The 12,930-nt window shown below is 33.3% G+C and carries 7 protein-coding genes; 4 read left to right on the top strand and 3 right to left on the bottom strand.

Annotated features, from left to right (window positions below):
• Positions 1-42: 42 nt before the first annotated feature.
• Positions 43-1,677, bottom strand: a complete 1,635-nt coding sequence (locus B0A67_RS19095; protein WP_072964762.1) for a S8 family peptidase — start codon at positions 1,675-1,677, stop codon at positions 43-45.
• A gap of 286 nt (positions 1,678-1,963) precedes the next feature.
• Between B0A67_RS19095 and B0A67_RS19100 the strand changes: the two genes are divergently transcribed.
• On the top strand, positions 1,964-7,894 hold the full coding sequence (locus B0A67_RS19100) for a T9SS type A sorting domain-containing protein (protein WP_072964761.1): 5,931 nt from the start codon (positions 1,964-1,966) through the stop codon (positions 7,892-7,894).
• Positions 7,895-7,896: 2 nt separating this feature from the next.
• Positions 7,897-8,604: a glycoside hydrolase family 78 protein gene (locus B0A67_RS19105; RefSeq protein WP_072964760.1), complete on the top strand. Its 708-nt coding sequence runs from the start codon at positions 7,897-7,899 to the stop codon at positions 8,602-8,604.
• A gap of 85 nt (positions 8,605-8,689) precedes the next feature.
• Here B0A67_RS19105 and B0A67_RS19110 read toward each other — a convergent pair whose 3' ends face one another.
• Entirely contained in the window at positions 8,690-9,547 is an 858-nt protein-coding gene (locus B0A67_RS19110; RefSeq protein ID WP_072964759.1) for an MBL fold metallo-hydrolase, read from the bottom strand.
• A gap of 236 nt (positions 9,548-9,783) precedes the next feature.
• Positions 9,784-10,710 (bottom strand): hypothetical protein, encoded by a 927-nt coding sequence (locus B0A67_RS19115; RefSeq protein WP_072964758.1) that lies wholly within the window; start codon positions 10,708-10,710, stop codon positions 9,784-9,786.
• 369 nt (positions 10,711-11,079) lie between these two features.
• On the opposite strand from B0A67_RS19115, the gene B0A67_RS19120 reads away from it, so the two are divergent.
• Both B0A67_RS19120 and sufB read left to right on the top strand, forming a co-directional pair.
• A complete protein-coding gene (locus B0A67_RS19120; RefSeq protein WP_065451634.1) occupies positions 11,080-11,409 on the top strand; it encodes a HesB/IscA family protein in 330 nt (109 codons plus the stop codon).
• A 70-nt stretch (positions 11,410-11,479) separates the two neighbouring features.
• Positions 11,480-12,928 (top strand): Fe-S cluster assembly protein SufB, encoded by a 1,449-nt coding sequence (gene sufB, locus B0A67_RS19125; protein WP_072964757.1) that lies wholly within the window; start codon positions 11,480-11,482, stop codon positions 12,926-12,928.
• Positions 12,929-12,930: the final 2 nt, after the last annotated feature.

Below are 12,930 nucleotides of genomic sequence, written 5' to 3' on the forward strand. Positions count from 1 at the left end.
AGAGCTGCCACTCTTCCATTGGATTAGTACTGTATATTATTTTTATTTCTTAGACATCTTTTCTGCCATCAATAAAGCATTATAAGCATTGACCATTTTAGCTGTTCTTGAGGATTCTGCAGCAGAAACTGCTACGGGTTTCTGTTCCGGATTTGGATTCTCACCTAAAATTATCATGGAAGGAAGTGCTACTCCTGAATCCATTAAAATTTGTTTTACCTGAGCGGCTTTCAGTTTCGGATAGTAGGAACGAATTAATGCTGCAACTCCTGCCGCATTTGGTGATGCCATTGATGTTCCTTGCAAATACTTGTATTTATTATTGGGAACCGTTGCATAAATTTCTTCACCCGGGGCAAAAACATCAACGTTTATTTTACCAAAGTTTGAAAACGGCGCTACTACATTTTCTCCATACTTATTGTTTATGGCTCCAATTGTGATCACGTTATTAGCAAATTCTTTTACATTATCTTCAGAATCATTTGGGTAATTAATGTTTTCTGTTTTATCGATATTGTATCCGTCATTTCCTGCTGCGTGTACAATTAAAACATCTTTTTTGGCCGCATATTTTATGGCATCGTAAACCCATTTTTTGTGTGGAGAAAAACTTTTCCCGAAACTTCCATTAATTACTTTTGCTCCGTTATCAACTGCATAACGAATGGCCAAAGCGATGTCTTTATCGTACTCATCTCCGTCAGGAACTGCTCTCACTGTTAATATTTCGACATTGTTTGCAACACCATCGCCACCTAAATCATTACCACGAATTTGGGCAATAATTCCGGCAACGTGAGTTCCGTGCAATGCTTTTTCTTTGTCTGGTCCAAAAACAACATTGTTGCCATAATATTTGTCTTTGATATCTTCCGGATTGTCACCTACGATTTTTCTTCCGTCATAATCCTTATTCAAATTATAATTGAACTGATCGTAAACAGATTCCCTGTAGTCTTCTAATTCTGCCTCAGGATCAAAAGTTGGTCCTGCATTAGTCAAAATTTGAGTCATGATCATTTTAGCTCTGGCAACTTTTGGATCTACTGACGAAACTTTACTTAAATCTTCTAACTTGTAAGTTGTTTTATTTAACTCTTTTTTTATAGTATTATGCACATCTAGCAAGAAGTCTACTTGTTGTTTGTCTTCTATAACTTTTTTAGATTTTTCTTCGTATTGTGCTAAAGCCGCTTTGTATTGCGCTGATCCATCATCTCCTTTTTTGACAATACGTGTCATTTCAAGATTTTCATGAACGGCATCACCAAGAAAATTCCATCCGTGAACATCATCAATAAAACCATTTTTATCGTCATCGATTCCGTTACCCGCAATTTCTTTAGGATTGGTCCAGATCATTCCCTGTAAATCCGGATGTTCGATATCGACACCTGAATCTACAATACCTACAATTACTTTTACGCCTTTTTTTCCTTGTAATAATTCGGCGTAAGCCTTATCAACACTCATTCCAGGAATTGAATCTTTGATTAGATCAAGATGGCTCCATCTTTTTAATTCATTTTCACTAAGCGGTGCTTTTTTAACCACTGCTAAAGGAGCAGTAATTATTTCTTTAGAGGTAGAAACCTGTGCCTGCAAAGTAGCACTGCAACCTGCTAATACAAGTAATGCAAAGGCAGATAATGTATTTAATTTTATAGAACTCATCTATCTATTTTTAATAAAGTTAAAATATGGGTCTAAATTATGATTTTTTGTTACATAAAACTAACGATTAACACTGTGTTATGATTTTTACCTTACTATAAAAGAGAACTTAAATCTTTATTTAAGACTTTAAAAATAAAGATTTTGATTAAATCAAAAGTAAATTTCTTACCTAAATTATTTCAATGTAAAATATGTTAAAAAAGAACGATGTTCTTACGTCTTCCCGTAATGAAATCTGAATTCTAATTTGTACACTTGCGCGACCTAATCATAAATCTTATCTATGAAAACAAAACTACTCTTATTGCTGTTTCTGGCAAATTTTTCTATTTATGCACAAACCAATTTAGTCCCAAATGGGGGGCTTAATCTTTGGGCAGGAAATACACTTCAAAATTGGACTGCCACAAATGGTATCAGTTTCTCCACTGCTAATTATGAAGGGAGATTTAGTGCACAATTATCCTATATAAACTCCTCTCCTAAAATTACTGCACAAGTTCCGTTGCAGGCAGGCGTTACCTACACCATAAAACTTAAGTACCAATACCTCGATAGTAATTATAGCGGGAATCATCCAATTTCATTAAACATATCAAAAAACGGAAGCGCTACTACTTTATCTTCAAGTACTCTCGCCAAAAATAATTCCTGGAATGAAATAGAAGCAACCTTCACTCCGGACGCAAATCTGTCGTACGACTTATCAATTGCCACTTTTAGTTTTGATAATGCCGCTTTCAAGGTTTTAATTGACCACGTTCAGGTATATGTAGCAGGAACAGAAAAATACACACAAATTCCGGATATCAATTTTGAAAATAAATTAATCGCTTTGGGTATTGATTCCGGATTGCCTGACGGAAAAGTACAGACAAGTAACATCGCTACAATAACATCGTTAGATGTTTCAAGCAGCAACATTACTAATTTAACCGGGATTGAAGATTTCGTCTCTTTGACTCAATTATATGTAATGGGCAATAAATTGACAACACTGGATGCATCTAAGAATATTGAATTAACAACACTGCGATGCGATTCTAACTACACTATTACAAGTCTGAATGTTTCTAAAAACTCTAAACTCGTTAATTTATATTGTCCTAACAACAAAATTTCGAGCTTAGATCTTTCTAATCTTCCGGAGTTGATAGAATTATATTGCAGCGGCAACCAGTTGAGCAGCTTAGACCTTTCTGCAAATAAAAAAATAATAAATCTGTATGTAAACTCAAATCTTTTGACTGCATTGGATTTAAGTAAAAATACGGCTTTAACTACTATACAGTGTCATGAAAACGCAAGACTTGAAACATTAAATCTTCAGAATGGAAAAAATACTTTACTACAAAAAATAAACCTAAACTACACTCCAAGTTTATATTGTATCCTAGTTGATGATCCTGCCTATTCTACCAATAATTGGAACACATTCAAAGACAAAAATGTTAATTTCTCAATAACCTGCCAAACCCCTGAATATATCTTAATACCGGATCCGGAATTTGAAAAAGGTTTAATAGCGAGTAGTGTTGATGGTATAATTGACGGTAAAGTAATGAAATCTAAAGCCTTAAATGCTGAAAGACTAAACATTAACATAGCTGCTGTAACTGATTTAACAGGAATAGAATATTTTACCAACTTAAAATCATTAGAACTTACAAATGGAGCCAATAGTAAGATAACAAAAATTGATCTGAGTCCTTTTACTCAACTGTCGACTTTTTCCTGCTGGAGTAACAATTTTTCAGAAATTGATGTTTCTAAGAATTTAAATCTTAAGGAATTAACTTTAACTAATAATAAGTTAACCAAAATTGATGTAACCTCAAATCTGGCTTTAGAAAAATTATTAATTTCTACAAATAAAATTACGGAACTTAATGTTACAAAAAACACGGCATTAAAAACGTTAAGCTGTGATCAGAATCCTTTAGCAATAATAGATATTTCTCAAAACATTGCATTACAAAGCCTTGAATGCAAAAACACAGAAATCAAAACTTTGGATGTTACCAACAATCCGTCATTACAATATTTAGACATAGAGAGTAACGATATAAAATTACTGGATCTTTCTAAAAATCTACAATTATTGAATCTAAACTGCGATCAAAACGCACTGAAATCATTAGATGTTTCTAAAAATACTTTATTGACTAAAGTTACTTGTGGCTATAATTATGACTTATCTTATTTAAACCTTAAAAATGGTAATAATAAAAATTTCATAACCAACACCTCTAATTATAGAGGTTTTATATATGCAAAATTAAGCTGTATCGAAGTAGACGATGTCGAGTATTCTAATACGAATTGGTCAAAATTAAAAGATGCGGCTGCTACTTATTCCAATTCTTGTGATGTAGTCTTAAGCTACACCTTAATTCCCGACTCAAATTTTGAAGATGCATTAATTTTACAAGGAATTGACAAAGATGGTAAAAATGGAAAGGTTTTAACCTCCAGCATACTTAACCTTGCATCCTTAAATGTATCTAACAGCAACATTAAAGACCTGACAGGAATTGAAGATTTTGTGTCTTTAACTTCTTTAGATTGTTCTAAAAACAGTTTGACTGCACTGAATGTTAACGACAATACATTTTTAACACAACTAAAATGCAACAACAATAACATTCCTGCACTAGACGTATCCCGCAATACTAAATTAACCCATCTAAGCGCAAGTTTTAATAAAATAATAAACCTCGATCTTTCTAAAAACAAAAATCTAAAAGAGGTAGATTGTGCTTCTAATAACCTGCACAATCTAAACGTGAAAAACAGCAATAACGCCAATATGCAACGTATGATTTTTGGCAATTTTACCCAAAACCCAAAATTAGTATGTATCGAGGTTGATGATGCCGCATTTGCTGACGCAAACTGGATTGCAAAAGATGCAACTGCAAATTATTCAATTCAGGCTTGTCCGCTAAACGAACAACAAACATTAATTCCTGACCCAAATTTTGAAAGAATACTAATCGCCCAAGGGATAGATAAAGATGGTGAAAATGGAAAAGTACGTACTTTAAGTATATCAAAATTAACCAATTTAGTCTTAAATGACAGTAGTAATAAAATTTCTGATTTAACAGGTATTCAGGATTTCACGGGTTTGAAGACATTAAACGCAGGAAATAACAAAATCGAAACAATTAATCTTTCTCAAAATACTGAATTATTTGTTCTGAATCTTGATAATAATAAATTAGCAAATATTGATTTATCGAACAATACTTTAATATGGTCCCTGTCAATTAGCAGCAATCAACTAACAAATCTTGATGTTTCTAAAAATACACAATTAGATTTCCTCAATGTTGAGAACAATCAATTAACGACTTTGGATATTTCTAAAAATGTCAAACTGACTGACTTGCTTTTAGGTAATAATAAATTTAAAGATATCGATTTATCTCAAAATACAAAATTGAGCTATTTCTCTGTTTATAAAAATTCACTAACTTCTTTAGATCTTTCGAATAACTTAGTTTTAACCAGACTAGTGTGTTACGAGAATCAAATCAAAACCTTGGATTTATCTAAAAACACCAAATTGTCTTCTGTAAACGTGTCCTCTAATAAACTATACAAACTAAATTTAAAGAACGGAGCCAATAGTTTAATAACGAATATCAACAATTCTAATTTCAAGAAAAACCCTTATTTAACTTGTATTCAGGTTGATGACGCAGTTTTTTCAAATGCAACATGGAGCGCAATAATAGATGCGAACACAAGCTTTTCATCAGAAGCTTGTCCAAATGAAGAACCTTACACTTTGATTCCTGATGTTAATTTTGAGAACAAATTAATCGCTCTTGGCATTGATAAAGATGGTGTAAACGGAAAAGTTGTTACATTCAGCATCGATACTGTAACCTCTTTAAACGTATCAAAAAGCGCTATTACTGACCTGACAGGTTTAAAAGATTTTGCTGCATTGACTTCATTGGAAGCTGCCGATAACAAATTGACAACAATTAATGTTGACAATAATCTATTGCTGACAAATTTAAATGTAAGCAAAAACCAATTGACTGCTGTAAATGTTTCTAAAAACAACAAATTACTTACTTTGAACTGTAGTTCAAATACTCTTACAGTTTTAAACATTTCTAATAATATGTCATTAAGCAATTTAAACTGCAGTAACAATGCCATTACAGCATTAGATGTTTCGAACCATTTACAATTAAGCAATTTAAACTGCAGCACGAATGCTCTTACCGTTTTGAATGTTTCTAAAAACACTAAACTAACGGTCTTAAGTGCGAGTATCAACAAACTAGAAAATTTAGATATTTCTAAAAATTCTTTATTAAAAGAAATCGACTGTGCCGGTAACAACCTGTATAACCTGAACCTGAAGAACGGAAACAACGTTAACATGGAAAGAGTAATTTTTGGAAATTTCACTCAAAATCCAAATTTACTTTGTATTCAGGTTGATGATGCTGCATTCTCTAACGAAAAATGGATTGCTAAAGATGCAAAAGCGACTTATTCGTCACAACCGTGCGAAACAAACTATCAATACACACTTATTCCTGATGTTAACTTTGAAAAACGTTTGATTAGTCTTGGAATAGATTCCGGTGCAGTTGATGGAAAAGTTATAACTTCAAAAATTTCGAACGTAACCTATTTATACATTCCTGCGTCCACAGAAAAAATAACAGACTTAACAGGTATAGCAGATTTTATTGCTTTAGAAAGATTTTACTGCTTTGGTCAGGCTCTTACAAATATCGATCTGTCTGCAAACAAAAAACTAAAGCTAGTTGATGTATCCGGTAACAATCTTAGTACTTTAGATCTGTCTGCAAATACGGCTGTAGAGGAGGTAGTTTGTTATTCTAATAAGTTTACAGCGTTGGATTTTTCTAATAATACAGCTTTAAAAAACATCAATGCTTCAAGTAATCAGCTAACAACGATTAATGTATCAAAAAACACTTTATTAAGCACATTAATTCTGTATACCAATAAAATTGCGAACATTGATCTTAGTAATAACACAGCTTTAACAGATCTTACTATTAATAATAATAAATTAGCAGCAATAGACCTATCTAAAAACTTGTCTCTTAAAACATTAAATATTAATTCAAACTCACCCTTGACAGGTTTAAATATTTCTAAAAACACAATGCTTACTTATCTGGATGCATCAGGCTGCTACCTAAAAACTCTGGATGTTTCTAATAATAAGGCCTTAATAACATTGGAAGCCTCTGGAAGTATGCTTGAAGCATTAGATATTACAAAAAATCCGGCATTGACTTCATTAAGGGTAAATTCGAATCAATTGACGAGTTTGAACCTTCAAAACGGGAAGAATACTTCTCTTGTACTCAACAATCTGTTATTTACATCAAATCCAAAATTATACTGTATTCTTGTTGATGACGTAAATTATGCTAATACAAACTGGTTAAGCAAAAAAGATGGAATAGCAACTTACAACACAGAATGTACAGGCGAAATGACTTTACCGGTAAACAATTTTACAGTAGAAACCAAAAGCGAATCTTGTCTTGGCGAAAACAATGGAGAAATCAGCATCGTTGGAAAACAGGCTTTTGCTTATCAGGCAAGTATAAATGATAAAACCTACACTTTTACCAACAACAGCTTAAAAGTAGCGAGTTTAGTTCCGGGTGTTTACAAAATCAAGATTACAATTCCGGAAATGATTTTCGAACAAAACTTTACCGTTACTATTGCAAAAGGTGCGATTATAACAGGAAAATCAAGTGTTACGAGCAAAACCGTTGATGTTGAAATCACAGCAGGAACTGCACCATTTACTGTTTTTGTTGACGGAGCTGAGCAGTTTCAAACCACTGATGCAACATTTTCTGTAGATGTTAACAAAGCGGCATTAGTCGAAGTAGCCACTGCAAAAGCCTGCGAAGGTATTTTCTCTAAAAAGGTTGCTGTTTCAGATTTCGAATCACAAATCTTATCTGCTTACCCTAACCCTACTTCAGGAAGTTTTGAAATTGAAATTCCAGCCGCTAAAAATGAAGTTAAAATAGAATTATACAACTTCTCAGGGCAATTGGTTTCGACTAAAACATATACTATCGAAAGCGGAAAAGCACAATTGAATCTTGAAAACCAACCTTCAGGAATTTATGCTGCCAAAATCTATTTGGAAAATCCGGAATACATTAAAATTATAAAAAAATAAAAATGAAGAATTTTATATACCTATCCATCATTGGTTTTTTATTTGCAGCTTGTGGCGGAGGCGGCGGAGATGATTCAGATCCTGTTGTTGTCCCACCAATCGTAAATATAGCACCAACTGTACCGGCACTAACAGCTCCGGCTGATGGTAAATTATGCCTGGACAAGATTATTGCATTTCAATGGGCTTTATCTACTGATGAGAATAAAGATAATATCACTTATCAGATTCAGATTGCAAAAGATAATTCGTTCTCTCAAATTGTAAAGACCCTGGAGGTAACAACCAATAGTACATCTGCAGAATTAGAAAAAAACACTGCTTACTATTGGAGAGTAAAAGCTACTGACAGTAAGGGTTTGTCAAGTAATTATACGGCAACTTATAAATTTTATACTACCGGCGATGCCGTAGTGAATCATTTGCCTTTTTCTCCGGAATTGGTACAGCCGTCAATAAATTCTGTGTCGAATACGACGACTGCAACTCTAAAATGGACAGCAACAGATGTTGACACAAAAGACGTTCTGACTTATGATGTTTATTTTGGAAAAACCAATCCACCTACAGCAAAAGTAAGCGAGAATACAAGTGCAATTTCTTTTGATGTTACACTGGAACCTGCAACACAATATTTCTGGCAAGTTGTTGTAAAAGACAATAAAGGAGGAGAAACTGTTGGTCAGGTTTGGAAATTTAAAACCAACTAGAATTTTAGAATTATAATTTGTTCAACCAAAAAATCTCATTTTCGACATACTGAAAATGGGATTTTTTTATAATTTAATTTTTGTTTTAAAGAATCTCTTCACAAGTAAAAACGTCTTTCAGCCTTACTCCTCTTTCTGTATGTTCTACCGTTATAATCTGATTGTGTGCATCGTGTTCTAAAAATAAATAATAATTTTTATCTGCTGCTTCATTCAAAAATTTTGATTTCTCAGGCATTGTCAATAATGGTCTTGTGTCGTAACCCATAACATATGGCAGCGGAATATGTCCTGCTGTTGCCAGTAAATCAGCACAAAAAACAATCGTTTTATCGTGGTACTGAATATGCGGAATCATTTGCTTTTCGGTATGGCCATCGACATAGTAAATTCCGAAATTCATTTCGTGAGAAAAACCAAAATCAGATTCAGGACGTTTTATAAAATTCAATTGTCCGCTTTCCTGCATGGGCAATATATTCTCCGAAAGAAAAGATGCTTTCTCACGCGCATTGGGTTTTGTTGCCCATTCCCAGTGATTTTCATTACTCCAATATTTAGCATTTTTAAAAGCCGGTTCGTATCCTGTTTTATCAGAATTCCACTTTACACTTCCACCACAATGGTCAAAATGCAAATGCGTCATAAAAACATCGGTAATATCATCTCGGCTAAAACCGTATTTTGCCAAAGATTTATCGATAGAATGCGATCCCCAAAGCGAATAATAACCAAAAAACTTTTCAGATTGTTTGTCCCCCATTCCGGTATCAATGAGAATTAATCGATTTCCGTCTTCGATAAGTAAACATCGCGCGGCAATATCAATTAAATTATTATCATCTGCGGGATTGGTTTTGTTCCAGATTGTTTTAGGTACAACACCAAACATAGCGCCACCATCTAACTTAAAATTTCCGGATTCTATTGGGTAAAGTTTCATAAGAGTACATTTCTAGTATTGAAAACAAAGCTAGGAAATCCAATCTCTTTATACTAAGTATTCTTTAAATAATGTTTTTTATGTATATAAAGATTGCCCACTGGTTAAACTGATTTACACTGATTTTTTAGTTTAATCAAATTTTCAAATTTTGGTGCAAATAAAAAAAATCAGTGTAAATCTGCCAGATCCGTAATCCCGATAGCTATCGGGAGTGGGCTAAAAGTCGGCCATTATTATTCCAGCGTAATCGAAGTACTTCCCATAATTTCTTGTTTGTCGAAGAAATTGACAAAATAAGTTCCTTTTTGAAATCCGTTTTCGTCAGCGTTTAAAACCCCATAAACATTCGCAGCTTTTCCCTGAAAGTCAACCGCAACTATAAAACTATAAACCAAGGCCTTATTATTTCCAAACTCGATCAGTTTGTTCACGCCTAGAACCTTATTTTTCTGATCTAAAACCTGAATATAAAAAATTCTTTTTCCTGTTTTGGCAACGGTATTTCCGTTTAGAGAAAAGCTCATTTTAAGTTTTTTAGTGTTTTTTGCCTTTACCGTTTCCAGCTCTTGTCCGGTTTTTTTCTCCCGGAGAGCGATCACACTAAAGTTGCCCGGAACTAACTTTGAAGCATCTTTTAAAGTCGATTCCAGTCTTTTTTGTTTAGAAACCAAAGTATCATTTTCAGTCTTTTGTTGATACATCACAACATTCTGACTTTCGATTTCAGTAAGTAAATTTTTATTTTGAGATTTTAGTTTTTTAACTTCTGCAACTTTAGATTCTAATGCGATTTTGATATCAGAAAGTTGTTTTCTATAGACCTTAATTTGTAAAGGCGAAGGATTTTTAGACGCTTTAATGATTTCCATCAGGTTCTCGATGTTTTTCTTTTCAAGTTCTAATTGTTGAGATAAAGAAGTTTTCTCCAGAATAGCCACATCATAAGCCAGTTTTAAAGTGGTCAAAGAATCTAAAATGTTTTTCTGAGAAAGGGATTCAGGATTTGAGTCACTCAATTTCTGCTCTTTTATTACCTCTTTAGTTTTTTCTTCAACTTCATTTGGCTCTCTGCTAAAAATAAAGAATGTAGCACCTAATCCAAAAACAAAAAACACTGCTAAAAGTGCTTTTACCCACTTAATTTTGTATTGTTTTTTCATAATTACTCACAATTTTCTGCAAAAGTAATAATAAAAAATTGCCTGCACCCCGTATAAATACGCTTTTTTAACACTTAAATACAGCTATTGATAAGCAAATCCCACAAAATTAGTAGATATTTAAATTTTTGATAAAAACGCTATCAAACAAATAAATGAGATAAACAATGATATTTGTTTTATTAATATAACTATTATCTATTTTAACATTTGTTATAATAATGTGAAGCGTTATGGAAAAAGGTTTTTAAGTCGTATCTTTGCAGATAATTTCATTTCAACATTGAAAGACAGCACTTTAAAATGTAATATTTTAATTACTGTTTTTAATACGATTACAAATGAATGCAAAAATAAATACCATAAACAATGATAAAAGTTTCTGATACAGCCAAAAAGAAAATCATCGACTTGATGAAAGATGATGGTTTTGATGCTGCACACGATTACGTAAGAGTAGGCGTGAAAAGTGGCGGATGCTCTGGTTTGTCTTATGATTTAAAATTTGACAAAGCCAAAGGCGACGACGATAAAATATTTGTAGACAACGACATAACAATTGCAGTTGAAAAAAAATCTTTTCTATATTTAGCCGGAACAATTCTTGAATTTTCAGGCGGATTAAACGGGAAAGGTTTTGTATTCAATAATCCAAATGCAAGCAGAACTTGTGGTTGTGGAGAATCATTCTCGTTATAAATTAAGAGTCCTAAAGCAAAAATTTAAACGCTTAAAATTTAAAACTTTAAGCGTTTTAAAAAACTAAAAAATGTCAAAATATACTGAAGACGATTTAAAAATCGAACTCGAAACTAAAGAATACGAATACGGATTTTATACTGATATTGAATCGGAGACATTTCCTATTGGCTTAAACGAAGATATCGTAAGAGCTATTTCTCTTAAAAAAGAAGAACCAGAATGGATGACCGACTGGCGCATTGAGGCTTTTCGTGCATGGAAAGAAATGATTGAGCCGGAATGGGCAAATGTTCATTATCAAAAACCGGATTTTCAGGCCATTTCTTATTATTCAGCTCCAAAACAAGTAGATCCAAACAAAACTTTGGATGATGTGGATCCGGAACTTCTTGAAATGTACAAAAAGTTAGGTATCTCTGTAGACGAACAAAAAATGATGAACAATGTCGCTATGGATATTGTGGTCGATTCTGTTTCTGTGGCTACTACTTTCAAAAAAACATTAGGAGAAAAAGGAATTATTTTCTGTCCGATTTCAGAAGCGATAAAAGAACATCCGGAATTGGTTCGTAAATATTTAGGAACTGTTGTACCTCAAAAAGACAATTTCTACGCAGCATTAAACTCAGCAGTTTTCTCTGACGGAAGTTTCTGTTATATTCCAAAAGGCGTTCGTTGCCCAATGGAACTTTCAACTTATTTCAGAATCAATCAGGCAGGAACCGGACAATTCGAAAGAACTTTGGTTATTGCTGATGCAGGAAGTTACGTTTCGTATCTTGAAGGCTGTACTGCCCCAAGCCGTGACGAAAACCAATTGCACGCTGCCGTGGTTGAATTAATCGCTTTAGACGATGCAGAAATTAAATATTCTACCGTTCAAAACTGGTTCCCTGGAAATAAAGAAGGAAAAGGTGGAGTATATAACTTCGTAACCAAAAGAGGTTTATGCGAAACCAACGCTAAAATTTCATGGACACAAGTAGAAACAGGTTCAGCTGTAACCTGGAAATATCCTTCTTGTGTACTTAAAGGGGACAATTCGGTAGGAGAATTTTATTCAATTGCCGTTACCAATAATTACCAACAAGCAGATACCGGAACAAAAATGATCCATTTAGGAAAAAACACTAAATCGACTATTATTTCTAAAGGTATTTCGGCTGGTAAATCACAAAACAGTTACCGTGGATTAGTGCAGATTAGCCCAAGAGCTGAGAATGCAAGAAACTTTTCGCAATGTGATTCTCTTTTAATGGGGAACAATTGCGGGGCGCATACTTTCCCTTATATCGAAAGTAAAAATCCATCGGCTAAAATAGAGCACGAAGCAACTACAAGTAAAATTGGAGAAGATCAGGTTTTTTATTGCAACCAAAGAGGTATCCCAACTGAAAAAGCGATTGCCTTAATTGTAAACGGTTTCAGTAAAGATGTATTGAACAAATTGCCAATGGAATTTGCTGTTGAAGCGCAAAAATTATTAGAGATTTCTTTAGAAGGATCTGTAGGTTAATT

Source organism: Flavobacterium aquidurense, assembly GCF_002217195.1.
GTDB classification, from domain to species: Bacteria; Bacteroidota; Bacteroidia; order Flavobacteriales; family Flavobacteriaceae; genus Flavobacterium; species Flavobacterium frigidimaris.

Bases quoted from the DNA above. Each gene is read 5' to 3' on its own strand.
- B0A67_RS19095 (WP_072964762.1), bottom strand. From the start codon at position 1,677: ATGAGTTCTATAAAATTAAATACATTATCTGCCTTTGCATTACTTGTA.
- B0A67_RS19100 (WP_072964761.1), top strand. From the start codon at position 1,964: ATGAAAACAAAACTACTCTTATTGCTGTTTCTGGCAAATTTTTCTATT.
- B0A67_RS19105 (WP_072964760.1), top strand. From the start codon at position 7,897: ATGAAGAATTTTATATACCTATCCATCATTGGTTTTTTATTTGCAGCT.
- B0A67_RS19110 (WP_072964759.1), bottom strand. From the start codon at position 9,547: ATGAAACTTTACCCAATAGAATCCGGAAATTTTAAGTTAGATGGTGGC.
- B0A67_RS19115 (WP_072964758.1), bottom strand. From the start codon at position 10,710: ATGAAAAAACAATACAAAATTAAGTGGGTAAAAGCACTTTTAGCAGTG.
- B0A67_RS19120 (WP_065451634.1), top strand. From the start codon at position 11,080: ATGATAAAAGTTTCTGATACAGCCAAAAAGAAAATCATCGACTTGATG.
- sufB (WP_072964757.1), top strand. From the start codon at position 11,480: ATGTCAAAATATACTGAAGACGATTTAAAAATCGAACTCGAAACTAAA.